General features: G+C 47.0%; 24 protein-coding genes, 2 pseudogenes and 1 riboswitch. Of the genes and pseudogenes, 10 read left to right on the plus strand and 16 right to left on the minus strand.

The genetic code is table 11. The features are described from left to right. The first annotated feature begins 12 nt into the window (after positions 1-12). Both ACY3LV_RS15605 and ACY3LV_RS15610 read left to right on the plus strand, forming a co-directional pair. Positions 13-1,026: a LacI family DNA-binding transcriptional regulator gene (locus ACY3LV_RS15605; RefSeq protein WP_333561945.1), complete on the plus strand. Its 1,014-nt coding sequence runs from the start codon at positions 13-15 to the stop codon at positions 1,024-1,026. A gap of 207 nt (positions 1,027-1,233) precedes the next feature. After that, a complete protein-coding gene (locus tag ACY3LV_RS15610; protein WP_148964242.1) occupies positions 1,234-2,262 on the plus strand; it encodes a Gfo/Idh/MocA family oxidoreductase in 1,029 nt (342 codons plus the stop codon). A 47-nt stretch (positions 2,263-2,309) separates the two neighbouring features. Here ACY3LV_RS15610 and ACY3LV_RS15615 read toward each other — a convergent pair whose 3' ends face one another. Together ACY3LV_RS15615 and ACY3LV_RS15620 are read right to left on the minus strand one after the other, a co-directional pair. Further along, positions 2,310-2,819, minus strand: coding sequence for a DinB family protein (locus tag ACY3LV_RS15615; protein WP_148964243.1), 510 nt, complete (start codon positions 2,817-2,819; stop codon positions 2,310-2,312). A gap of 49 nt (positions 2,820-2,868) precedes the next feature. Continuing rightward, positions 2,869-3,518: pseudogene (locus tag ACY3LV_RS15620) on the minus strand (LysE/ArgO family amino acid transporter). A gap of 82 nt (positions 3,519-3,600) precedes the next feature. On the opposite strand from ACY3LV_RS15620, the gene ACY3LV_RS15625 reads away from it, so the two are divergent. Then, complete coding sequence (locus ACY3LV_RS15625) at positions 3,601-5,052, plus strand: PLP-dependent aminotransferase family protein (protein WP_333561944.1); 1,452 nt, start codon at positions 3,601-3,603, stop codon at positions 5,050-5,052. 6 nt (positions 5,053-5,058) lie between these two features. Here ACY3LV_RS15625 and ACY3LV_RS15630 read toward each other — a convergent pair whose 3' ends face one another. Beyond that, positions 5,059-5,697: a pentapeptide repeat-containing protein gene (locus ACY3LV_RS15630; protein WP_333561943.1), complete on the minus strand. Its 639-nt coding sequence runs from the start codon at positions 5,695-5,697 to the stop codon at positions 5,059-5,061. Positions 5,698-5,901: 204 nt separating this feature from the next. On the opposite strand from ACY3LV_RS15630, the gene ACY3LV_RS15635 reads away from it, so the two are divergent. Next, entirely contained in the window at positions 5,902-6,708 is an 807-nt protein-coding gene (locus tag ACY3LV_RS15635; protein WP_333561941.1) for an alpha/beta hydrolase, read from the plus strand. A gap of 27 nt (positions 6,709-6,735) precedes the next feature. Here the strand turns inward: ACY3LV_RS15635 and cysC are convergent, their stop codons facing one another. The 3 genes from cysC to ACY3LV_RS15650 all read right to left on the minus strand — a co-directional run bounded on the left by cysC (position 6,736) and on the right by ACY3LV_RS15650 (position 9,325). Beyond that, positions 6,736-7,335, minus strand: coding sequence for an adenylyl-sulfate kinase (gene cysC, locus ACY3LV_RS15640; RefSeq protein ID WP_333561940.1), 600 nt, complete (start codon positions 7,333-7,335; stop codon positions 6,736-6,738). Next, positions 7,332-8,501, minus strand: coding sequence for a sulfate adenylyltransferase (sat, locus tag ACY3LV_RS15645; protein ID WP_148964249.1), 1,170 nt, complete (start codon positions 8,499-8,501; stop codon positions 7,332-7,334). Before sat ends, cysC begins: the two co-directional genes overlap by 4 nt. 110 nt (positions 8,502-8,611) lie before the next feature. Next, positions 8,612-9,325, minus strand: coding sequence for a phosphoadenylyl-sulfate reductase (locus tag ACY3LV_RS15650; RefSeq protein WP_333561939.1), 714 nt, complete (start codon positions 9,323-9,325; stop codon positions 8,612-8,614). Between the two features lie 187 nt (positions 9,326-9,512). Between ACY3LV_RS15650 and ACY3LV_RS15655 the strand changes: the two genes are divergently transcribed. Beyond that, entirely contained in the window at positions 9,513-10,199 is a 687-nt protein-coding gene (locus ACY3LV_RS15655; RefSeq protein ID WP_464864117.1) for a 2-phosphosulfolactate phosphatase, read from the plus strand. Then, entirely contained in the window at positions 10,196-10,954 is a 759-nt protein-coding gene (locus tag ACY3LV_RS15660) for a phosphosulfolactate synthase (RefSeq protein WP_464864118.1), read from the plus strand. The genes ACY3LV_RS15655 and ACY3LV_RS15660 overlap by 4 nt, the downstream gene beginning before the upstream one ends. Positions 10,955-10,997: 43 nt before the next feature. Here the strand turns inward: ACY3LV_RS15660 and ACY3LV_RS15665 are convergent, their stop codons facing one another. From ACY3LV_RS15665 to ACY3LV_RS15695, 7 genes are all read right to left on the minus strand, one after another. Continuing rightward, positions 10,998-11,627 carry a YitT family protein gene (locus tag ACY3LV_RS15665; protein WP_148964253.1) on the minus strand — a complete coding sequence of 210 codons (630 nt, stop codon included), beginning with the start codon at positions 11,625-11,627 and terminating at the stop codon, positions 10,998-11,000. Between the two features lie 95 nt (positions 11,628-11,722). Next, positions 11,723-12,838, minus strand: coding sequence for a mandelate racemase/muconate lactonizing enzyme family protein (locus ACY3LV_RS15670; RefSeq protein WP_464864119.1), 1,116 nt, complete (start codon positions 12,836-12,838; stop codon positions 11,723-11,725). Positions 12,839-12,845: 7 nt separating this feature from the next. Continuing rightward, positions 12,846-14,123, minus strand: a complete 1,278-nt coding sequence (locus ACY3LV_RS15675; protein WP_464864120.1) for an MFS transporter — start codon at positions 14,121-14,123, stop codon at positions 12,846-12,848. A gap of 109 nt (positions 14,124-14,232) precedes the next feature. Beyond that, a complete protein-coding gene (locus ACY3LV_RS15680) occupies positions 14,233-15,090 on the minus strand; it encodes a GNAT family N-acetyltransferase (RefSeq protein WP_333518237.1) in 858 nt (285 codons plus the stop codon). Positions 15,091-15,095: 5 nt separating this feature from the next. After that, the gene (locus ACY3LV_RS15685; RefSeq protein ID WP_464864121.1) at positions 15,096-15,545 is read right to left on the minus strand and encodes a GNAT family N-acetyltransferase; all 450 of its coding nucleotides are present in this window, start codon (positions 15,543-15,545) and stop codon (positions 15,096-15,098) included. A gap of 84 nt (positions 15,546-15,629) precedes the next feature. Beyond that, positions 15,630-17,468: a bifunctional homocysteine S-methyltransferase/methylenetetrahydrofolate reductase gene (locus ACY3LV_RS15690; RefSeq protein ID WP_464864122.1), complete on the minus strand. Its 1,839-nt coding sequence runs from the start codon at positions 17,466-17,468 to the stop codon at positions 15,630-15,632. Between the two features lie 90 nt (positions 17,469-17,558). Then, a riboswitch (SAM riboswitch) is annotated at positions 17,559-17,676 on the minus strand. A 106-nt stretch (positions 17,677-17,782) separates the two neighbouring features. Beyond that, positions 17,783-18,274, minus strand: a complete 492-nt coding sequence (locus tag ACY3LV_RS15695) for a YajQ family cyclic di-GMP-binding protein (RefSeq protein ID WP_148964259.1) — start codon at positions 18,272-18,274, stop codon at positions 17,783-17,785. A gap of 98 nt (positions 18,275-18,372) precedes the next feature. Between ACY3LV_RS15695 and ACY3LV_RS15700 the strand changes: the two are divergent. Then, positions 18,373-19,270: pseudogene (locus ACY3LV_RS15700) on the plus strand (CvfB family protein). 52 nt (positions 19,271-19,322) lie between these two features. Here the strand turns inward: ACY3LV_RS15700 and ACY3LV_RS15705 are convergent. The 3 genes from ACY3LV_RS15705 to ACY3LV_RS15715 are packed head-to-tail and all read right to left on the minus strand — an operon-like array spanning position 19,323 to position 21,354. Beyond that, positions 19,323-19,907 (minus strand): sporulation delaying protein family toxin, encoded by a 585-nt coding sequence (locus tag ACY3LV_RS15705; protein ID WP_333518234.1) that lies wholly within the window; start codon positions 19,905-19,907, stop codon positions 19,323-19,325. Continuing rightward, on the minus strand, positions 19,904-20,833 hold the full coding sequence (locus tag ACY3LV_RS15710; RefSeq protein ID WP_333518233.1) for a sporulation-delaying protein SdpB family protein: 930 nt from the start codon (positions 20,831-20,833) through the stop codon (positions 19,904-19,906). The genes ACY3LV_RS15705 and ACY3LV_RS15710 overlap by 4 nt, the downstream gene beginning before the upstream one ends. Then, positions 20,818-21,354 (minus strand): SdpA family antimicrobial peptide system protein, encoded by a 537-nt coding sequence (locus tag ACY3LV_RS15715; protein ID WP_133487964.1) that lies wholly within the window; start codon positions 21,352-21,354, stop codon positions 20,818-20,820. Before ACY3LV_RS15715 ends, ACY3LV_RS15710 begins: the two co-directional genes overlap by 16 nt. 177 nt (positions 21,355-21,531) lie before the next feature. Here ACY3LV_RS15715 and ACY3LV_RS15720 point away from each other — a divergent pair, with 177 nt between their 5' ends. From ACY3LV_RS15720 to ACY3LV_RS15730, 3 genes are read left to right on the plus strand one after another with little or no spacing between them, the layout of a single operon-like run. Then, on the plus strand, positions 21,532-21,879 hold the full coding sequence (locus tag ACY3LV_RS15720; RefSeq protein ID WP_003239360.1) for a PadR family transcriptional regulator: 348 nt from the start codon (positions 21,532-21,534) through the stop codon (positions 21,877-21,879). After that, entirely contained in the window at positions 21,876-22,463 is a 588-nt protein-coding gene (locus ACY3LV_RS15725) for an HAAS signaling domain-containing protein (RefSeq protein ID WP_333518230.1), read from the plus strand. The genes ACY3LV_RS15720 and ACY3LV_RS15725 overlap by 4 nt, the downstream gene beginning before the upstream one ends. Positions 22,464-22,482: 19 nt before the next feature. After that, positions 22,483-22,776, plus strand: coding sequence for a DUF3784 domain-containing protein (locus tag ACY3LV_RS15730; protein WP_003239356.1), 294 nt, complete (start codon positions 22,483-22,485; stop codon positions 22,774-22,776). Positions 22,777-22,978: the final 202 nt, after the last annotated feature.

A 22,978-nucleotide genomic window follows, 5' to 3' on the forward strand; every position in this document is an offset into this window, starting at 1 on the left:
CGAGGGATGAATATGAAAACAACAATCTACGATGTGGCAAGGGCGGCGGGTGTCTCGATCACAACTGTGTCGCGTGTGATTAACAATACCGGCAGAATCAGTGATAAAACGCGGCAGAAGGTGATAACTGTCATGAAAGAAATGGCGTACACGCCCAATGTCCACGCCTCGGCGTTAACGGGAAAACGAACGAATATGATCGCTCTTGTAACGCCTGATATTTCAAATCCTTTTTACGGCGAACTTGCCAAAAGCATTGAGGAAAGGGCGGGTGAACTCGGTTTTCAAATGATGATTTGCAGCACCGATTACGATTCGAAAAAAGAAACAAAATATTTTTCTGTCCTGAAGCAGAAAAAGGTGGACGGCATTATTTTTGCGACAGGGATTGAGAATCATGACAGCATGTCTGCTTTGGAGGAAATCGCCAGCGAACAAATCCCGCTTGCCATGATTTCTCAGGATAAGCCGCTGCTCCCGATGGATATTGTCGTGGTGGATGACATTCGCGGCGGGTACGAGGCCGCCAAACATCTACTGTCACTCGGCCATACGAACATCGCCTGCATTGTTGGAGACGGGTCAACGACGGGTGAAAAAAACAGAATCAAAGGCTTTCGTCAGGCGATGGAGGAGGCGAACGCGCCTGTAGATGAATCTCTTATCGTCCCGACGCGATTTTCTTTGGAAAGCGGCAAGGAAGAAGCGGGGAAATTGCTGGACAAGAACGCCCCAACAGCTATTTTTGCCTTCAACGACGTATTGGCCTGCGCTGCCATACAAGCTGCAAGGATAAGAGGACTAAAAGTGCCGGATGACCTTTCGATTATCGGTTTTGATAACACGATTCTTGCAGAAATGGCGGCCCCGCCCCTGACGACTGTGGCCCAGCCGATTAAAGATATGGGGCGGAGCATCATCGAACTGCTGGCCGAAGCCATCGAAGGAAAACGAAAGACGAAACAAAAAATCGTGCTGCCGCCTGAGCTTGTGGTCAGGCATTCCACATCACCGCTCAAAACTTGAGCCCGCTAATGAGCGGGTTTTTTCATGTTGACTGTTGAAGCCAAAAAACATATTGCGTGCAGGCAAAAGACATTGTAAAATGAAACCATCTTTTGAGAAAGCGCTTGCGCAACGTGTTAAAGCGGATTGGAGGACTGTTTTTTTAGCTGTCGAGAGAAAGCGCTTTCTTAAGGCGATTCCAAAATGCGATAAAGGAGAGGATGGGACGTGGAATATCAAGTAAGATGCGCGGTATTAGGGTTAGGAAGGCTCGGTTATAACCATGCGAAAAATCTCGTCACAAGTGTTCCGGGTGCAAAGCTGGTCAGTGTCGGTGATCCGTTGAAAGGGAGAGCGGAGCAAGTTGCCAAAGAATTCGGTATTGAAAAATGGTCAGAGGACCCGTATGAGATATTGCAAGATCCCGGCATTGATGCTGTCATTATCGTAACGCCGACAAGCACACATAGCGATATGATCATCAAAGCAGCGGAGAACGGCAAGCAGATCTTCGTTGAAAAACCGCTGACATTAAGCCTTGAGGAATCAAAAGCAGTTTCTGAAAAAGTGAAAGAGACAGGTGTCATTTGCCAAGTCGGCTTTATGAGACGATTCGATCCCGCATACGCAGACGCCAAACGGCGGATCGACGCTGGAGAAATCGGCAAACCCATCTATTATAAAGGCTTTACGCGCGATAAAGGAACGCCTCCCGCAGCGTTTATCAAACACAGCGGCGGGATCTTTATAGACTGCTCCATCCATGACTATGATATCGCCCGTTATTTGCTCGGAGCAGAGATCACTTCTGTTTCGGGACACGGCAGGATCCTGAACAACCCGTTTATGGAGCAGTACGGCGATGTGGATCAGGCATTGACATATATAGAATTTGACTCCGGCGCAGCGGGGGACGTCGAGGCAAGCAGAACTTCTCCATACGGACATGACATCCGGGCGGAAGTTATCGGGACAGAGGGCAGTATTTTCATAGGGACATTGAGAAATCAACATGTGACCATCCTGTCGGCGAAAGGGAGCAGCTATGATATTATCCCAGACTTTCAAACTCGTTTTCATGAGGCCTACTGCTTAGAGCTTCAGCATTTTGCCGAGTGTGTCCGGGATGGAAAAACACCGATTGTGACAGATATCGATGCAACGATCAATTTAGAAGTCGGCATTGCCGCGACCCAATCGTATCGAAGCGGCAGGCCTGTACAGCTGGATGTGAAAAGTGCTCATATTCGTTTATAGGCGTCGGCACTCCCGCATATCTTTCCTATCAAAAAAGCAAGGACAGTTTAGCCCTTGCTTTCTTTCTTCTCATATAAATAGTACACATAATCAGTAGGTACGCCTGGATGGCCAAGCTGCCTCAGCATGGCGGTCACGTTCCCTCTGTGATACGTGCCGTGATTGACGACATGCAGGATGACGCCTGTATAAGTTGTTACGAGTGTCCCGTGTGTCGGATGCTGAAATAAGACCTGCTGTTCAAAGTCCGTCTGGCGGCTGAAGAAATCGTGATACTGTGCCTCCAGTTCAGAAAAATGCCCATTAATCACTGCCATATCACGATGCGCGGCCTCAAATTTTCCGACGCTGTCTATCACCTCTTGGTAGGTTGCTCCTGAAAGAGTTTTCAGCCAAATGTAGTCAGCCCTGCACATATGAAGCAGCACGTCGCTGACAGAAGGGAATACGCTCTGTACTTCTTGATAAGCTGTTTCCTCCGGCAGGCTTTCGATATGATTCAAGATTCGCTTGTTCGCCCAGGAATGGTAGTCATAAAACTGTTTAGCATCAGTCATCAGCATTGCCTCCTTTTCTATGAAATTCGCTGTCTCTTTTGTTTTCCCTTCAATTTCTTAATAGTGATAATCCGAAATACCCTGCTGCTGCCCACATCACCACTGCCGAGCATTTGTTTACGATCAGCATAAGCCTGCCGCTCGTATCCATTGTCTGAAACAGCCGGCCCGCTATCGCAAGACTGATAAACCAAAACCAAGACACAGCGATGCAGGCGGCCATAAAGAGCCATTTCTCAAGCCCCGAGTATTGGAGCGAGCTTGTGCCAATGACGCCGATCGTGTCCAGAATGGCGTGCGGATTTAAAAGAGAAACGGCGGCCGCAAACGCAACTTGTTTTTTAGCTGTGAACGTATTTTTCTCATTTTGGTTTGCTTTCGGATGGCTGTTCCAAGTCACCCAGCCCATATAGAGGAGAAACAAAAATCCCCCGGCCATCATCACTGTTTCAAACACAGGCAGCTGCTGAACAATGACAGATACACCCGCAACGGCTAATACGATTAATAGGGTATCGCAGACAGCCGCGCTGATGACGGCGGGAAGTGCCCGCCAAATATGCCTTTGCCATGCCCCTTGCTGAAAAATAAATACATTCTGCGCTCCCAGCGGCAAAATTAAGCCAAAGGCAAGCACAACTCCGTGAATGATTGCATTCATACTGAAAAAACTCCCTTCACATCTGTTTTTTCAATCATAAGGGAGATTTTTTCCTAAGTCTCCGGCCATTTGGTTGGGTTTAAGACCAGCCAAATGTATAATGTGAAGAAAAGAGGGGGGATGAACTTGTCACAATGGCGGCCAAGCCGATATTCGGATGTTCCGCTGCATCGGCAGATCGAACAGTACATGAAAGACAAAATACTTCACGGAGAGTGGGCTGTAGGGACGAAAATCCCTTCACAGAGAACGCTGGCCGACATGTTTCAAGTGAACCGCAGCACAGTGACAGCAGCCATTGATGAACTCACGTCTCAAGGCCTGTTAGAGGGGAGAAGAGGTGGCGGCACGAAGGTTGTAAACAGTACGTGGAGCGTGCTGACGGCTGAGCCTCCGCTCGATTGGAGCAATTACGTCCGTTCAGGTATTCATCACCCTAATTCTTCCATCATTCAGGAGATTAATCAAAACGAACCAAGAGCGGATATCATCAGATTAGGCACAGGGGAGCTTTCACCGGACATGCTGCCTGTTGACACAATGCGCCGGATGTTTCAGCAGATCAATCCTCATGCTCTTTCTTTAGGATACGAGCAGCCGAAAGGAAACCGTAAGTTGCGAGAGGCGGTGGCGGACCATTTAAAAGGCAAGCAGATCCATGTATCACCGTCAGCGATTTTAATTGTGTCCGGCGCACTTCAGGCGCTTCAGCTTATCTCGATCGGGCTTTTAAAACGAGATTCAGTCATTTTGACGGAAAAGCCGTCCTACCTTCAATCTTTGCATGTGTTTCAATCAGCGGGGATGCGGCTTCTCGGCTTGCCGATGGATGAAGCGGGAATCAAGGCGGGGCTTATTTCTTCTTATCGAAAACAGTACGGAGGACAGCTGCTTTACACCATTCCGTCGTTTCATAATCCGACGGGCATTGTCATGTCAGAACAACGAAGGAAAGAGATCATCAGCCTGTCAAAAAATGAGCAGCTGCCGATCATTGAGGATGATGCGTACGGTGATTTATGGTTTGAAGAAAAACCGCCGCAGCCGTTAAAAGCAATGGATCATGAAGGCAATATTTTATATGTGGGCACGTTTTCAAAAACAGTGAGCCCCGGCCTGCGAATCGGCTGGCTGGCCGGACCAGAGACGGTCATTGAACGGCTGGCGGACATTAAAATGCAGACAGACTACGGATCGAGCGGCCTGTCCCAGTGGGCGGCAGCCGAATGGCTGTCACAGGGATATTATGAAGAGCATCTGACATGGATACGCGCGGTTTTAAAACAAAGGAGAGATGCGGCAGTTCAGTTTCTCGAGCGGTATGCCGGGGACATCGCGACGTGGCGGATTCCCGCCGGCGGCTTTTATATGTGGGTGACATTTCACAAACCCTTGCCTGTCAGCCGTTTCTTTCATGAACTGCTGAAACAGCAGGTGCTGGTGAATCCCGGTTCTATTTATAACGGCGAAGACCGCAACAGCATCAGGCTGTCATATTCCTATGCATCTCTTGCGGATTTGGAAACAGGCATTAAAGCGGCAGCCGATACAGCCCGCCGCCTGATGATCTAACATTTGTTATACAATGACAGCTCCCAGCGCTCTGGCGAAAGCCATCGCGTGCTCCGGCGCGATTTTGCAGCCTTTCAATTTGTCGAGGGAGACATGAAGCTGTTCAAAACGGCACGTGCTGATGTCCATGTTCTGAAGGGACGTGCCGGTAAAGCTGGCGCCTTCCAGTTCGCACCCGTCAAAGTGTGTCTGCTGGAGCGTCATATTGCCGCACTCACTTTGCATAAGGGCACAGCGATCAAATCGAACTTGTCTCATATTTGAGTACGAAAATGAACTGAAATGTCCGTGGCATTCCTCGAATGAAACATTCCGCAGCGTTGAGTCCGCCACATTCATTCCAACCATTTTTGATAGCTTAATAGAAGTTCTGTGAATGACAGCCCCGCTGAAATCGGTGTTTGACAAATCACATTTTTCAAAGATCACATCGGTCAGTTCAATCTGCCGGAAAGACACATCAATAAATACGACATTTCTGAATACCGTTTTTTCCACACAAAGTTTTTCAATATCTTCGCCGCAGATTGTACAATCTTCAAACAAGCGCATGCTGATTACATCATCCTGCACCGCGGTTTTATGGAAATCTGCGGTTTGCAGGTTTTCCGGTATGTGAGGTTTTTGAATCACTATTTTATTCATGCGATGACATCCTTTGCTGCCCGAAAACCAGAAGCCTCCGGGATCAATTTAATAGATCGTTACGGGAATTGCTACATATAGTGAATCATGAAGAGCCTTTTCTTGGTATGGCAGCCCGCTTGTTTTGTAAGCATAAATGGAAAGCTTCCTGTACGTCAAGGCGTTTACAGGCCGGGAAAGAAAAGGGAACAGGAGGAGTGCGGAATGGGGCAGTACATCAAAACCGAGGAGCATGTGACACTGTTTGTAGAGGATATCGGGCATGGAAGGCCGATCATCTTTTTGCACGGGTGGCCATTGAATCATAAGATGTTTGAATATCAAATGAATGAGCTTCCGAAAAGAGGATTCCGTTTTATCGGCATTGATTTACGGGGATATGGGCAATCTGACCGCCCATGGGAAGGCTACGATTATGACACGATGGCCGATGATGTCAAGGCAGTCATTTATACACTGCAGCTTGAGAACGCGATTCTTGCCGGTTTTTCGATGGGCGGCGCAATTGCAATCCGTTATATGGCAAGGCATGACGGAGCCGATATTGATAAGCTGATTTTATTGTCGGCAGCGGCCCCCGCATTTACAAAACGCCCGGGTTATCCGTACGGAATGAGGAAGCAGGATATTGACGATATGATCGAACAATTCAAAATGGATCGGCCCAAAACACTTGCTGATTTAGGGACACAGTTTTTTGAGAAAAAAGTGTCTCCAGAGCTCAGGCAGTGGTTTCTCAATTTGATGCTGGAGGCTTCCTCCTATGGGACGATCCACTCAGGCATTGCATTAAGAGACGAGGATCTCAGAAAGGATCTTGCGTCAATCAAGGTGCCTGCGCTGATCCTGCACGGGAGAAAGGATCAAATTGCGCCGTTTGATTTTGCGAAAGAATTGAAGCGCGGCATCAAGCAGTCTGAATGGGTTCCATTTGCAAAAAGCGGGCACGGAGCTTTTTATGAGGAAAAAGAGAAGATCAACAGTTTGATTGCGCAGTTTGCCAAATCATGAGAAAAAACCCGATATTGATCGGGTTTTTCATATGATGCCTTTATTTTGCAGTTCTGTAATGATCAGATCAGCTCCATCGGAAATAGATGTCTGGTCTGACTCAATGATGAAATCCGGTGAAAGCGGCTCTTCATACGGAGAATCGATTCCGGTAAAATGTTTGATCTCTCCGTTTCGCGCTTTTTGATAAAGTCCCTTCGGATCGCGCTGTTCACATACATGCAGCGGGCACTTCACATAAATTTCGAAGAACTCTCCTTCAGGGAATAGTGCTCTGACCATGTCCCGGTCCTCTCTGAATGGAGAAATAAAAGCCGTTAAAATCATTTGCCCGCTGTCGACAAACAGCTTCGCCACTTCTCCGATCCGGCGGATGTTTTCAATCCTGTCCTCAGTCTGAAAACCAAGATCTTTGTTTAAGCCGTGGCGGATATTATCGCCGTCAAGCACATAGCTCTGAATGCCCATGCGGTACAGTTTTTCATCAACGGCATTGGCCAGCACTGATTTTCCTGAGCCGGACAGCCCGGTAAACCAGAGGGCGCAGCTTTTGTGTCCGTTTAAGGACTGTCTGTCAAACTTTGAGATTGCAGCGGGGTGCCAAATGATGTTCGGATTATGCGTCATTGCAATCCCCCGCTGTTTTGCTGGATGGCAACGGGCTGTTGATGTAGACCCTTGATCAGCACGTTTGCGACCTCAGGCCGGCTGAATTCTTTAGGCGGTTTTTTCCCTTGGCGGAGAAGCTCTCTTACTTTTGTGCCTGATAAGTGGATGTGGTCTCTTTGGCTATGCGGACATGTTTTCGAGGTGGCCATGTTTCCGCATTTCCGGCAGTAAAAACTGTGCTCGAAAAACAGCGGCTTGATGCCCAGTTCCTCCTCTGTGAATGATTGAAAAATAGTTTGTGCGTCGTACGTTCCATAATAGCTGCCGACACCCGCGTGATCACGGCCTACAATAAAATGGGTGCAGCCGTAATTTTTGCGGACGAGCGCGTGGAAAATTGCTTCCCGCGGACCTGCATACCGCATGGCGGCAGGGAAGACCGATAACATGACGCGATCCTTTGGATAATAGTGATCAAGCAAAACCTGATAACTTTCCATTCTGATATCGCTTGGGATATCGTCTGACTTCGTTTCTCCGACGAGCGGATGAAGCAGCAGACCGTCGACCGTTTCTAACGCTGTTTTTTGAATGTATTCATGCGCTCTGTGAACAGGATTTCTGGTTTGAAAACCGACTATTGTGTGCCAGCCGAGTTTTTTAAAGGCCGCTCTTGTTTCTGCAGGCGCTGCGTAAAACTGTTCGAAGGTTTTGTCGGGTAGGCGGCTCACCGTGATAGGCCCTCCGATATAGTAATCCGGACGCTCCAGCAGTTTTTTTACGCCTGGGTGGGCAGGATCGTTTGTTTTAAAAACAGACAGTGCTTCTTGTGTTTTATCAGGCTGGTATATATCAATGACTGTGATCATGCCGTACGCAACGCCGTCTTTCACAAGCTTGACGCGATCTCCGGCAGACAACTGTTTTGCTGTTTCTTCTCCGACAGGCAGCGTAATCGGCAGGCTCCACGGTAAGCCGTTTGCCAGCCTCATCTCTTTCACAACAGAATGATAATCTTTTTCTCCCAAAAAACCAGTTAACGGGCTGTAGCCGCCGATCGCGATAAGCTCCAGGTCGCTCAGTGCAAGCTGATCCAGCTCCGCTTCGCACGTGCACCCTTCAAAATGGCATGCGGGATCGCAGCGGTTGATTAACACCCCTCCATGGGGCTCGTTTCCATTCAACGTGTTCAACCTCCATTTTTACGTTTCCTTTGTTTTCTTTTCTGCGCTTGCTGAAAGCTTTAAAGCAGCACTTAATATCTTTTCAACCCATAACAAGGACATGCCGGCCATTATTCTTGATGCAGGCCGCATTCTGTTTTTTCCCGTCCGGCCCATCTTCCGGCCCTCTCATCGTTCGGGTCCGAGGAAGGCAATGTACACATTTCACAGCCTATGCTCGGGTAATGTTGATCGTGCAGTTTGTTATAAGGCAAATTGTGCAGGCGGATGTACGTCCAAACGTCATCCCATGTCCAGTGGATGAGCGGGCAAATTTTAATGAGCTCAAATTTCTGATCCAGATTCACGTATTGAATATGCTTTCTCGAAGGCGACTGCTCCCGGCGCAGCCCTGAAATCCAAGCTGTCATGCCGGAAAGGTGCTTTTTCAGCGGCTCGATTTTTCTCAATTGGCAGCATAGGTTAGGGTTATGCTTCCACAGTTCTTCGCCGTATTGGGACTCCTGTTCTTTTAAGCTCAGCTCGGGTTGGAGTAGTTGGATTCTCAAGCTCGGATATCGCTCTTTGACGGTCTCGATCAGCTCATATGTTTCCTGAAAATGCAGCCCTGTATCCAAAAAGATGATGTGCGCGTTTTTGTTGATTTTTGATAATAAATCGAGAAGCACCATCCCTTCTGCGCCAAAGCTGCACGCGTACACAATCTTATCCCCGTATGTTCGGTAAGCCCATTTCAGCACATCGAGCTCATCGATCAATTGACCCGTTATCTGTTTGGCCTGCGTGTCGTTCCATGTATCATATGTGATGATTTGTTCGTTCAACGTTTTCCCCCCGTTTGCATCTGTCTGTTTTTAATCTATTGATCGAGTTATAGGCAGACTATTCATTTTTTGCATAAAGGTTCAGGTTTTTAGGTGCGGCTCCCGCCTAAAATGAGGGGCGGAACCATTAAGAGACCGGCTGAATATGCTTTTAAGCAAAATGGTTTTATGCCCAAGGAGAGGTGTTATGCCGATTACCATTTATCAGGGGCATCATCATTTGCTTGCTCCGGCGGATATTAATATCGTCATTGATGTCATCAGAGCCTTTACAGTCGCCCATTATGCGTTTATCGGCGGGGCGAAAGAAATTTTATTGGTCCGGACAGCTGACGAAGCCTTTGCGCTGAAAGACACCTATCCGGATTACGTATTGACGGGAGAAGAAAAGGGGGTCGGTATCAGCGGGTTTGATTTGGATAATTCACCAAAACGCATGGCGGAGCAGGATATGGCGGATAAGCGCCTGATCCAGAAAACAACAAACGGCGTCACAGCGGCGTTAGGGGCGCTGAACGCCAAGCATCTGTTCGTGACCGGATTTTCCAACGCCAGAACAACAGCAGAGCATGTGAAAACGCTCGCGGCAAAGGATTGTGTCATGAACATTGTCGCTTCCCATCCGTCAGGTGATGACGACATGGCGTGTGCGCAGTATATAAAGGGCATCATTGAAGAGACAAATGAGGCAACGGCTGCGGAGGCGATTGAAAGAATAAAACGCTCATCTGTTGCGGAGAAATTTTTTGACTGCCGCCAGCCATTGTTTGATTCGGAAGACATCGCATATTGTACAAAAGAATTGACAGGAGATTTCGTCATGAAAGTGAAACAAGAAAGCGAAGTTCCAACGATAGAGAGGGTCATAATATGAATGATTTTTCACTAGAATTGCCAGTGAGAACAAGCAAGCCGAGAGAAACCGGGCAGACCATTTTAATCGATAACGGCTATCCTTTGCATTTTTTCAAAGATGTAATAGCCGCGGCGTCCGACTATATTGATTTTGTGAAATTCGGCTGGGGCACATCATTACTTACGAAAGATCTTGAAGGAAAAATCAGCACGCTGAAAGAGCATGACATTAAATTTTTCTTTGGCGGCACACTGTTTGAGAAGTATGTAAGCCAGAAAAAAGTGAATGAATTTCATCGGTACTGTACCTATTTCGGCTGTGAATATATTGAGATTTCAAACGGTACGCTCCCCATGACAAATAAAGAGAAAGCGGCTTACATTGCCGATTTTTCCGATGAATTTCATGTGTTCAGCGAAGTGGGCAGTAAGGATGCGGAATTATCAAGCCGGCAAAGCTCTGAGGAATGGCTTGAGTATATCGTTGAGGATATGGAAGCGGGCGCGGAAAAAGTGATGACGGAGGCCAGGGAAAGCGGGACAGGAGGAATCTGCTCGAGCAACGGCGATGTTAGGTTTCAAATTGTCGATGACATCATTTCCTCAGATATTGATATGACCCGGCTGATTTTTGAAGCGCCGAACAAAACGCTCCAGCATGGGTTTATCCATAGGATCGGGTCGAATGTGAATCTGGCCAATATCCCATTTCAAGATGCAATCGCGTTGGAGACGCTGCGTTTAGGGTTAAGATCCGATACCTTTTATTTGTAAACCGGCGGCTGCGGGGCTCTCGTCGTGAGAGAGCCTCTGCCTATTATTTTTTATGGCGGTACATAGGCGTGAGATAGGGGAGTGAAGTCAGACGGATGTTATAGATGAAGTCGATGACTCTTGTCGATATGACTTGGCATATCAAAGCTTGAACGACGATGCCCCAGTCAATAATAGACGCAGTAACCATAAAAATGATGCAATTCATGAAGAGCAGGATCGTTCCGGGATTCCCGCCGCGGTAGATGGAAATCATCAGGGCAAGGGCTCCGAATCCTCCGTTTGAAATTTTATATTTGTATAAAAGTCCGATGCCGAGTCCCAATAACACAGCGCCGCTTGCCAGATCAAGCCACAGGTTTGATGTGATATCTGGAACAATCGCATCAAAGATCAATACTGAGACAGAGGTGACGGTAATTGAGGCGAGGGTGCCGGTGAATGTTCTCATCTCCAGCCATTTTAAAGCGGTAAAAAGCATCGACACATTCACGGCCCATACTGAAAAGCCATGCGGAATTTGAAACAGATAATGCAATAGCACCGCGATACCTGCTGCCCCGCCTGTCGGAATATCATGCGGAAATAAAAACAAGGACATGCCGAGTCCCTGTAGTACGCCACCTGCGACAATCATAAACGTGAGTTTTGCTTTCATCAGCAGTTCAGCCATTAAGTCGTTTGCTCCTTTATGAAAAGACTTGTCCGCTGTTTCCATTTTATGAGGCTGTCCATGATTTATGTCTGCAAATAAAGAAATGGCCCAGCTTAATAGACTGAGCCATCCCACTTGTAGCGATTGACGATGTCCATATTGATTTCTGAGCCAATGCCTTTGCCTTTCGGGATGTGGACCAGTCCTTTTGAAGGCTGAAGGCCGATGAGATCTGTAAAAGGATTCTCCATGACGTCCCACTCAATCGGTTCAATTTGATCGTTTTCCATTTTAGACCATGGAGGCAGACAGGCTTGTGCAAATAAAGCATATAGGCGTGAGAGCGATCCGTCATATGCATGGGCGGACGCTCTGACGCCGAAATAACGCGCGAGCTGGAGGCAGTCCCGGAATTCATCGATTCCGTTAACATGCATGACATCGGGCTGAATGATATCCAAGCACCGCTGGGAAAGAAGGGGCGCAAATTGGGCCGCGCCTTTCATATTTTCTCCTCCGGCAACAGGAACAGATAAACGGCTGCGCAGCAACGCGTAATCCTGCGAGTGATCAAAGGGCAAAGGCTCCTCGAACCAGCCGATGTTCATCCACTCATAAAAATAGCGTTCCCATTTGAAAGCGGTCGCGGCATCGTAGCTTTGGTTTGCGTCCAGAATCATCGTAATGGAGCTGCCGGCCGTATGCTGCAGTGCGTTAATGTGCCGTACATCTTCCTCGAACGCAGTCCCGCCGATTTTGACTTTGATTTGCTTAAAGCCTTTTTTTAACTGGGATTCAACGCTGGAAACCGACCGGCTGATCCATTGCGGATGGTCAGAATATGATTGGAATGAGGCGTATACAGGGATCTCTTCTCTGTACCGCCCGCCCCATAGTTCGCAAACTGAACAATTCGCAGCTTTGGCCGCAATCTCTGTTAGCGCCATGCTTACAGCGGAGGCCGCCCGCTGATGCCATTTTTGAATCGTGCGCACTAATGGCAGGCGGCTGCCGGCTTGTTTTCCTAAAAGATAGGGAATGATCCGTTTGGTAAAACCGATATGGAGAGCCGGGAGCCAATCAACGCATTCTCCCCAGCCGTCAATCCCGCTTTCGGTGATAATTCTGATGAGATAGCAAGTTCGATATTGTTTGAATCCGTTTGCGTCTCCGTACGGCTCTTCTAATCGATGCAAAAGCGGAAAGGTCTCAACCCGTTCGATTTTCAAACTGATACTACCTTTCCTCAGCTGGCTGAAGCCGATTGCCAGCCATTTTAGAGTCTTCTTTTTCTTTTGTGTCTTCTTGGTCTTCTTTGTTTTGGTTCACATGGATGAGCAACATCACGAGAATGCCGACAACAAGCGTCAATCCCGCAATGCTTAAAAACATGCCGGGTCTGGACCATTGCATGAGGCGGCCGAAAATCGGAGGCCCGATGGCAACCCCTAAGAAACGAACCGATCCGTACAGCGAGGTCACAAATCCCCGTCTTTCTTTACCGACAGCCCCGGTAATAAAGCTGTTCACACAAGGAAGAACAAGGCCGGAGCCTATACTGCTCAATACGAGAACGCTGATAAAGAACACGAGATTTTCAATGAAAGACAATGCCGCATAAGAAACAGTCATAAAGGCCAATCCGAGAACGATCAGCTTTTTCATTAACGATTGCTTTTTCCCGATCTTGCTTCCGGTTGTATAGGACGTCACACACATGACCAAAAGCGGAATCGCCAAAATCAAGCCTTTTTTGACGCCATCGGTATCGTATGTTTTTTCGAGGACATCAGATAGGTAAAAGAGAATCCCGAATAAGGTAAACAAACAAGTCGCACCCGCTAAATAAGCGGTAAACAGCCATCTGCCTTCATGTTTAAAAACACTTAACAGGCCTTTCGCATATTTTCCGATCGGGGGCGGTTCTTTTTCCTTTTTCTTTTCTTTAATAAAAATCCAAGTCAGCACGATCGAAATGATACAAAACACCGGGAAGGCAAAAAACGCGCCATACCAAACAAGCAAAGCGATAAGCGATCCGATGATTGGCGAAAGCACTTTCCCCATGCCGTTTGAGGCTTCAACGAGGCCGAGCACCTTGCTTTCTTGGGCGCCTTTAAACAGATCACCCGTCAGCGCCATGGCAATCGGGCCGGTTCCGGCTGCTCCGATTCCCTGTAGCGCCCGTCCTGCCATGACCCAAGGGTATGCATTGTCAAAAAAACCTGCGGCAAAACCGGCTAACAGGCCGCCGGCACCATACAGAAATAAGCAGGGGATAATAATGATTTTCCTTGAGAATCGGTCGGCGAGATAACCGACAATCGGAATGGCAAACGCCGCAATCAAGGAAAATACTGTGATGACGAGACTGACCTGAAATTGAGATAAATGAAGTTCAGATTGCATTTTTGGCAAAATCGGAATAAGCATTGAGTTTCCAAGTGTTAATATTAAAGGGATTGAACCGATTGCAACAATCGTCATTCCGTTATTTTGTTTTGATGATTCCATCTCAGAGCACACTCCTTTTCTTCTGCTTAGAATGTCCCTGATAGCTTCATTTATTCAACGTTCAGACAGCAAAAAACCGAACAGAAAATACCTGTTCGGGAAAAAATGGTTAGCCGAGCGCCTGCGAAATCAATACATATAAGTGTCCATTTTGGTCAGGCAGCATCTTTTTCTGGTAAAGCATAAGGGGTGGCTCTGCGTCTGCTTGAAATCCCATTTCTATCAGCCTGTCATGCAGAGTCGTGTGTTCAGCCGGTATATCGATGCGCATCGGGCCTTGTTTGCCGACGGCCAGCCTGTTGATTAATCTTGCAGCAACGTCTGATGATGGGGCGATGAGGGGGCCGAATTTCAGATTGGCAGGTGTCTGTACAGAAAGGCCGTAGCCAATCAGCTGACCCTTGTTGTTTCTGGCGATAATACATTCCTTTGAAGTGGAAATAAGCTGCTGCATAAGGTTTGATCGATCTCCGCCAAAGGCTGCCAGGTCGGCAGCGGCTAATTCTTGAAAATCTTGTTCTCTAAAGGGTGCCAGTTCAGCATCAAGGTGATCTTGCTTTTCAATCGGTTGAAAACTGTGACAGCTGTACTTTCGGACTGAACCCGCCGTATGAAAACCTGTCTTTTCATAAAGCGGCAAACCTTCTTTTGTGGCGCAAAGCCTGATGGTGGTGCTTTCATCCGTTTGGCTGATACACGCGTTTACCATCCGGCGCCCGAGACCGAGCCGTTTGTATTCCTTATCCACGATGACGAGTCCGATAGAAGCAAGACGGCCAAACAAAAACAAGCCGATACAGGAGATGATGTCTCCGCGGACATTTTGATAACCGAAAAAGCGTCCTTGTTGGACAAGCATCTTCAGCTCTTGTTCGCCATAATCCGGCCACCCGGCTTGCCTGCAAAGCCGCAATAGGCCGGGAATATGTTCTTCATGAAGCTCAATCAGCTCATCCATTACCTTCACACAGTTCACCTGCTTGTTCCGAGTTTTTTGTACATGACGATATGTTTGCCAATGCCGGGAACTTCAAATGGTTCGCCAAGTTCCTTCCATTCAAGCTTTGCGTAGTAGCCTTTGACATGGTATCTTGCATTGCACCAGACCGCCTGCACGCCTCTCTCGTCCAGCTTCTCCTCCGCGTGTTTGATCAGCGCGCTGCCGGCTTTTTGTTCGCGATATCCTTCAAGCGTCGCCATGCCCCTCAGCTGATATGCGGCTGAGGCTGTTAATAATGGCTGATGTTGAGGGGAAAAAGAAGCGATGCTGATGAGCGTTCCTTCAAAAAATACACCGAGATGAAAAGCGCCTTCCGCATGGTCCTGTTCATATTTGCATTGTTCGATGGATTGATGGGGACGCAGGATGCGCTGCCGGATGTCGTATGTATCTTCTGCGGAAATGGTTTTAACTTCAAGCATGATGTTCCTCCTCTTAAAAAGTTTTCTATATCGTAACATGAATCCGATTAGAAAAGACTGCCTGATTGACTCAGGCAGCCATATTTAACGCAAATAAATATTTTGGCGTTGTTCGTCTTTTTGCTGAATATACGTGGTGAGCTCAGCGGTTAAGTCAGATCTGAGAAAAGGCGTAATCAAGTAGATGCCGTTAAACAGCTCGCATGCCGCATCCAGAAGGGAATGTGCAATTGCAAGGCCTTCCGCTTTTTGCTTCTCTTTATCCTCACCTGCAAGAGCCATTTTTTCGCGAATAGAGTCTGACAGCTTAATCCCGGGAATTTCATTGTGGATGAATTCAGCATTCCGGCTGCTTGTGAGCGGCATAATGCCGATATAGATCGGCGTCTTCAGATGCTTTGTTTCGTTATGGATATCGACAAGCTGCTGCTCGGAATAGACAGGCTGTGAAACAAAATAATCGGCGCCGCAATCTATTTTTTTCTCCAGCCGTTTTACCGCTTTATCCAGATGGCGGACGTTAGGATTAAATGCGGCGGCGACTGAGAAATTCGTTTTCTTGCCAAGGGGTTTTCCGGACAGGGACAGCCCTTCATTGAACTGTTTGATCAGTCTGATTAAATCAAAGGATGTTAAATCATAAACAGACGTCGCCCCCGGGAAGTCCCCGATTTTAGAAGGGTCGCCTGTGATAGCCAGCACGTCATTCAGCCCTAATGTATCAAGGCCCATTAAATGTGACTGCAAGCCAATAATGTTTCGGTCACGGCACGTAATGTGGACAAGGGAGCGCATATCGAGCTGCTGCTTCACAAGGGCGCCGCAGGCAACATTGCTGATCCGCGGGGTCGCCAAGGAATTATCAGCGAGCGTCAGGGCGTCGATTCCCGCTTCTTTTAATTCAGCAGCGGCGGACAAAAACTTGTCAAAACTCAATTTTTTCGGCGGATCCAGCTCTACGATGATGGAGCGTTTTTCCGCCGCGATCTCATTCAGGCCGGGCTCTGTCCGCTCATGATGAACAGAGATAAATTCTTTCGCCCGGGTTTTGACTTCTTTTTCCGTAATCGGAGCAAGCCCGCCAACCGCTTCCGCCATCGCGCGGATATGATTCGGCGTGGTGCCGCAGCAGCCGCCGATAATCCGCGCGCCTTGCTTGCGGAATTCTGACGCGCTGTTTTGAAAATACGTGTCGTCAGTTTCATAGACGAGCCGTCCCTCTTCAAGCGAAGGAAGACTGCTGTTCGGATAAACTGATAAGAACACGTCATCAAAAATCGGCACTTCGCTGAGCGCTTCAATCATATGATAAGGGCCGAGCCGGCAGTTAATGCCGACGATATCAGCCCCGAGATCCGCAATCGATCGCAATGCTTCAGAAAGAGATGTTCCGTCCTGCAGTACGCCTTGCTCATGCATAGAGACATTGAGCATAATTGGAAGTCCAGTCTCTTTGCGCGCGATTTTCAGCACTTCACGGGCTTCTTCCAAATCATAATATGTTTCTAACAGCAAGCCATCCGGCTCTTCATGCAGCAGCAGGTACAGCTGCTCGCGAAAACTGCGTTTGATTTCGTCAAGGCTGTACGCGTTTTTATTAAATGTGCGGATGCCGCCCATCGTCCCAAGGACGTACGCATCGCCTGCTGAAGCCCGCGCGATTCTTACTGCCTCTTGATTCATTTTTTTAATGTCATCCTCAAGCCCGTGTCTCGATAATTTAATATAATTGGCCCCGTACGTATTCGTTTGAATGATGTCGGCTCCCGCCTCAACGTACGCTTTATGTATGCGCTGAATTTCCTCCGGCTTCGAAATGTTGAGCTCCTCGAAACATCTGTCAATGCCATAGGAGTAGAGGAGCGTCCCCATGGCGCCGTCACCGATTAACACCTGTTTTTGCAAATCTTCTAAAAGTCCCATTGTCTGCCTCCTTTATTCACATTCAGCAAGGAAAAAAGAGAAATAAAAAAAGTCCTCTTAAGAAGAAGACTTTGTCAGTGATTTTGTCTCTTCTTATCTTCCAAGCTGTTCGAGCTTGCTGGATTTAGCACCTTGGTCATGGCTGATCGCCATTACACCGGTTGCTGAAGCTTCGTCGGGCCAGTCCCTCTGCTTCTCTTGATAAGAACGGATATGAAGTTTTCGTGTTCAGGAAATGCCAAAAGATTCCGGGTTTTTTCCCTTTCTCCAAATTTACCGAAAATAAAGACAATAATCAATAGGATTCAGAAAATTTATCTGAAATTTATAAATTGAACGTCAATCGGCAGATCTGCATCCCGCACAGCTGAGATAATCTGCTGCAGGTCATCCTTGTTTTTTCCGGTGACGCGCACTTGATCATCCTGCACTTGAGACTTTACTTTCAGTCCGGAGTTTTTGATGATCATATTGACTTTTTTGGCATTATCTTTGTCAATGCCTTGAACAAGCTTTGCGCGCTGGCGCACCGTTCCGCCGGACGCGTTTTCAACCTTGCCGTAATCAATGTTTTTTGTCGGCACGTTTCGTTTAATCAATTTACTGACCAGCACATCTTTCAGCTGGCTTAATTTGAATTCGTCATCGGAAACGAGGACAAGCTCCTCTTTATCTAAAGAAATGTCGCTTTTGCTTCCTTTAAAGTCATAGCGTGTGCTGATTTCCTTCAATGCGATTTGGATCGCGTTTTGCACCTCAGGCAATTCCACCTTGGATACTATATCAAATGAACTTTCTTTTGCCATATGAAAACCTCCATAACATTTAACTTATGTGTTGATTATAGTAGAATAAAGAGAAACTTCCAACAGAACAAAGAATCAATTTGTGATGATTGGAAAAAATGTTAACAGCATCCGCAGAAAAATAAGCGGAACAGGAAGGACGATAGCATGAGACCAGGGCAGCAATTAACCTTGAGTATAGATCACCAAACGGACTTCGGTTACTTTTTAACCGACGGAGAAGACACGATTCTCTTACATAACAGTGAAATAACTGAGGATATCGAGGACAGAGACGAAGTAGAGGTTTTTATATACGTCGATCAGCAGGAAAGGCTTGCGGCCACGATGAGAATACCTGTCATCAGCGCGGATGAGTACGGCTGGGTCGAAGTGGTGGATAAAGTGGAAGATATGGGAGTATTCGTTGATGTCGGTTTATCTAAGGACGCGCTTGTTGCAACTGAGCATTTGCCGCCATACGAAGATGTCTGGCCGCAAAAAGGCGACAAGCTCTACTGTATGCTGAAAGTGACGAACCGGGGGCGCATGTTTGCCAAACCAGCGCCGGAAGACATCATCAGCGAACTGTTTACCGATGCCTCAGAGGATCTGATGAATAAAGAGCTGACAGGTACGGTGTATAGACTGATCGCAACAGGTTCATTCATTATCACGGACGACGGTATCCGCGGTTTTATCCATCCGTCAGAAAGAAAAGAGGAGCCAAGACTCGGTTCAAGAATCACGGGACGGGTGATTCAAGTAAAAGAAGACGGTTCAGTCAATATGTCGCTGCTTCCGAGAAAACAGGATGCATTGTCTGTAGATGCCGAATATATTCTGACGTATATAAGAACAAGAAACGGCGCTATGCCTTACGGCGACAAAAGCCAGCCTGACGATATCAGAGAACGTTTTAACATGAGCAAGGCCGCCTTTAAACGCGCGCTCGGCCATTTAATGAAAAGTGGAAAAGTGTATCAGGAAGACGGATGGACATACGAGAAAAAATAGCATGAAAAAGGCTCGCCTGCAGCAGGAGTGCAGAGCGAGCCTTTTTTTATTTCTAGTTTAATTCATCAACCAACGTTCTGATTGCCATTTCGCGATCGACATTGTCTGAAATCGCAATCGGCGTAATATCAATGGCAAGAATGATCAGGATCAGGGCACCGGCTGCAGCAACATAAGAAACATAATAGAAATAGTTAGCGGTATCGACCGTGTTGACGAGCTCGGCCTGAACTCTGGACGTATCATCCTTGGAAGCGGCGATTTCCTTTGCGGCTTCCACTTTTTCTTCAACGATTTGACCCGCTTTTTTCAGCAGTTCATCCACTTTCAATGCATCTTTGCTGTAAACAGCTTTCTTCAGGTTATCAAAGAAGTCAGCATCCTCTTTTTTAATATCAGCAACAACCTGATTGGCAAATGCCTTTGCCTCTTTTGTGTTGAGTTTGTCAGTCATGGCTTTATTGAAGACCTCTGGAAGCTGTTTGCCTACTTCCCCCTGAGCAAATACAAAGCCTTTAAAAATTTCCTCACCTGAATACTCGAGCTGCTTTGCCTGTGCCACACTTTCTTGCTGCTTCACCAAAAACACAGTCGTCACCAATACAACCGACAAAAGCACTAAAAACGCCTTCTTCAAACTGAAACCTCTCCCTTCTTTTGTTTTTTATTCCACAACAGTCTGCGAATATATGTAAATTGAATCGTGGAATCGATAGGAGTGAGATACAATATCAAAATGCCGGCCATGATAAGCGAGAAACTGATGAGGCCCAGCATGACTGCAAAAATCTCATGCATAAAAACAGCGATGATCAAAATCAATCTCCAATGCTTCTTCGGTGCGAACAGCGCCGCAAAGATGACAATCTGAACCAACAGCGTCCCCCATGTCGGAATCACCACGAATGGACTTGTCACAAACGGCTTCGTTAACGCCTGGAAAAAGCCGTTAAAGCCGATGGTTTTTTCCTGGGCGAAATAATAGACGGCTGTTCCGTCCACCCATTCCTGCTGAGACAGCTTAGCGACGGTAGAGTGAAAATAAAGCACCGCCACTTGGATTCTGATCACAAAATAAGAAATAAAAGCTGTAATTTTTCCAAGTGTTCTTTTGCCCTCTAGAGGACTCGTGCTCCAATGCCATTTTCTCGGATCGGTCAGCGTGATGGGGAGCAATAAAAAGGTCATGACAGCTGCTGCCTGCTCGCCTCCGTCGATGACGATTAACGATGACTGCAAGCTGTAACTCACATACCAATGGAGAACCCCGGTGACTCTAGGGCGCCAGCCAATCACGACAAGCACCAGAATGACAATGCAGACCCATCTGAGAAGATTTAACATTATATAGTTATTTTCGCCGAGGCAAAAGAGACTGAGATTCATTTTACAGGCAGGATAACTGCTGATTCCGCTCGCTGGCTTCATGATGAGACTCGGATGATTGACGAGCAGCGTCAGCAGGCTGGATAGCGCAATGATGCTTCGCGCGAGGCCGTATACATTTGTCCACGGGTTTCTTTCGTCCCATCCGGTGATGGTCTGTTTTATGTTTTCGAGCATGAGATCACAACCTTGACTATGCTTTTTACCTGATAAGACGAAGGGGTGTATTTAGAATAGCTCCAAGGAACAATATCCTCTTTCGTCAAAAAGTAGCTGCCGCAAAGCAGCGGGCGGGGAGCGGGTGTTTTTAATTGCACGGTTTTGGCTTTGCTTTTGCAGGCGCCGAGGTCCTTTTCTTTACATGCTGTCCACTGTTCCTTGCCGACTTGGCTGTAGATGACGCCCATTTCAACGCCTTGAGATCTCCCATACCGATACAGGCCGAATAGATTATCAGCCCTCATATTGGGCCAGCTGACCTTGGCACTTTCTTCGCCATCCTCATATAATCCGATCGCAGTATCACGGGGATTTTTGCTGAAAAAGCCCCAGCCCTGAGGAATGACGCTGGACATGAGAAATTTGGCGTCCTTTGTCAGCGGAATCGGGGTTGTCCCTAAGCTGCCAATAATAGAAAACAGAAATAACGAACCCCAAAGGACTGAAAAAATGACAAAAAATGATATCGATTTCTGCATTCGACTGCTCCTTTTAACCTCAAGAATCGTTTTTTCACTTTTCATAATATAAAAACATTTATGTAATAAAAAGGTTAAAAAGTATGAGAAATTCCATTTTTGTCAAAAGAAAAAACAGGACCTTTTTCACTGCTATATGTGATTGATATATAGTGGTTTTTTCGATATATTTAAACCATGAAAACGAATCAAGTTAATGACCGCTGGATTGTTCAATTTCGAAAAGGGATTTTCGAGCTGGCCATCCTTTCCCTGCTGCGCTCTAAACCGATGTACGGTTATGAGCTGACGTCATCCTTAAAAACAACCTCGGCACTGGCTATTTCAGAGGGAGCGATTTATCCGATTCTTAAACGAATGACCGAGAAGGGATGGATCGAATTTTTTTGGGAGGATTCACTGGACGGCCCGAAAAGAAAGTATTATAAAATGACGCAAAAAGGAGAAGAAATGTTAAAAGAACGGCTGGAGAAATACCTGGAAACCCATCAAGCCTTACTGTCTTTATCGGAGGATTTGCTATGAATGCACAGCACATCATTGACAGGTACATGGAGGAACTAAATGCAGAGCTGGCGAATATGCCTGATGTAGAGAGAGAAAACGCCATCTGCGAATTAAAGGGGCATATAACCGCTTTCGTACAAGACAGAATCAAAGCCGGCCTTAGTGAAGAGGAACTGCTGGAAGCTGTTGAAACCGAATTTTCTCATCCGAAGGAGCTTGCCGAAGCGATGAGGGGTGATGGGGGAGAGACGAAACGGAGGGGGTCTTTATTGGGCAAAAGCTGGCTTTCGGTTCTTCTCATTGCCGTGATTATCGCCTTGCCGCTGCTGCCGCCCGATTACAGATATCTGCCGCTGGTTGTTTATTTAACGGTGCTCGCCGGATATGTGTGGAAGCGGAAAAAACTGATGATGTTTGCTGGCGTCAGAAAAAACAAATTACGCTCTCAAAAGGAGATTGTCACGATTTCGCGAGTCGGTGCGGCTTATTTGCTGTTTTTGGCTGTGCTGCTTCTTTTGCAGCCGTTCCTCAATGCATCTGTCGTCCTGCTGCTGATTGTTGTAAGCTGCGCCGCTTTTTTTCTTTTTCTAAACGTCAAGTAATGTTGTAGGAGGCTCAAATATGGAAATCGGCATCAATTATCTGTTAATTGTCATCGCGCTTTTATTCTTTGTAGTTGCCTATTTTGTCGGGATCAAAAAACAAACGTGGATGCTGGCCGGATTTAATGAGGCCCGTATCCGGGATAAAGATCGGCTGGCCAGAATAGCAGGCTACTTTTTCTTGAATTCCGGTTTGTTCATTTTGCTGAATAGCTTTATCTCGTTTCAAGGCCAAGAGCAGCTCATTCCGCCGCTTATTTTGGCATATGGAGCAGGGGTCATTATTTATGTCAATAAAAAATTAGTAGAGTAGAAAAAGAAGGGCAGAGCGAAATATCTCTGCCCTCAGCTTGTAGAGAAAACGATGTTTTTTCTACAAGCTTTTTTGTTTTGTAATGTTTCTTTAGATATTCAGCTGATTTCAAAAGCAGAAAAAGCGCTCCCACATACCTAGCCCTGCTTGGCTAGGTATGTGGCAATCTTCTTCATGTTCTGGCATGCGGCTGTGAGGAGAA

The organism is Bacillus sp. 11C, from assembly GCF_055486375.1.

Coding starts and splice junctions, on each gene's coding strand:
- ACY3LV_RS15605 (WP_333561945.1), top strand. CDS start 13: ATGAAAACAACAATCTACGATGTGGCAAGGGCGGCGGGTGTCTCGATC.
- ACY3LV_RS15615 (WP_148964243.1), bottom strand. CDS start 2,819: ATGACTGATGCTAAACAGTTTTATGACTACCATTCCTGGGCGAACAAG.
- ACY3LV_RS15625 (WP_333561944.1), top strand. CDS start 3,601: ATGAACTTGTCACAATGGCGGCCAAGCCGATATTCGGATGTTCCGCTG.
- ACY3LV_RS15630 (WP_333561943.1), bottom strand. CDS start 5,697: ATGAATAAAATAGTGATTCAAAAACCTCACATACCGGAAAACCTGCAA.
- ACY3LV_RS15635 (WP_333561941.1), top strand. CDS start 5,902: ATGGGGCAGTACATCAAAACCGAGGAGCATGTGACACTGTTTGTAGAG.
- cysC (WP_333561940.1), bottom strand. CDS start 7,335: ATGACGCATAATCCGAACATCATTTGGCACCCCGCTGCAATCTCAAAG.
- ACY3LV_RS15655 (WP_464864117.1), top strand. CDS start 9,513: ATGCCGATTACCATTTATCAGGGGCATCATCATTTGCTTGCTCCGGCG.
- ACY3LV_RS15660 (WP_464864118.1), top strand. CDS start 10,196: ATGAATGATTTTTCACTAGAATTGCCAGTGAGAACAAGCAAGCCGAGA.
- ACY3LV_RS15665 (WP_148964253.1), bottom strand. CDS start 11,627: ATGGCTGAACTGCTGATGAAAGCAAAACTCACGTTTATGATTGTCGCA.
- ACY3LV_RS15675 (WP_464864120.1), bottom strand. CDS start 14,123: ATGGAATCATCAAAACAAAATAACGGAATGACGATTGTTGCAATCGGT.
- ACY3LV_RS15685 (WP_464864121.1), bottom strand. CDS start 15,545: ATGCTTGAAGTTAAAACCATTTCCGCAGAAGATACATACGACATCCGG.
- ACY3LV_RS15690 (WP_464864122.1), bottom strand. CDS start 17,468: ATGGGACTTTTAGAAGATTTGCAAAAACAGGTGTTAATCGGTGACGGC.
- ACY3LV_RS15695 (WP_148964259.1), bottom strand. CDS start 18,274: ATGGCAAAAGAAAGTTCATTTGATATAGTATCCAAGGTGGAATTGCCT.
- ACY3LV_RS15710 (WP_333518233.1), bottom strand. CDS start 20,833: ATGCTCGAAAACATAAAACAGACCATCACCGGATGGGACGAAAGAAAC.
- ACY3LV_RS15715 (WP_133487964.1), bottom strand. CDS start 21,354: ATGCAGAAATCGATATCATTTTTTGTCATTTTTTCAGTCCTTTGGGGT.
- ACY3LV_RS15720 (WP_003239360.1), top strand. CDS start 21,532: ATGAAAACGAATCAAGTTAATGACCGCTGGATTGTTCAATTTCGAAAA.
- ACY3LV_RS15725 (WP_333518230.1), top strand. CDS start 21,876: ATGAATGCACAGCACATCATTGACAGGTACATGGAGGAACTAAATGCA.
- ACY3LV_RS15730 (WP_003239356.1), top strand. CDS start 22,483: ATGGAAATCGGCATCAATTATCTGTTAATTGTCATCGCGCTTTTATTC.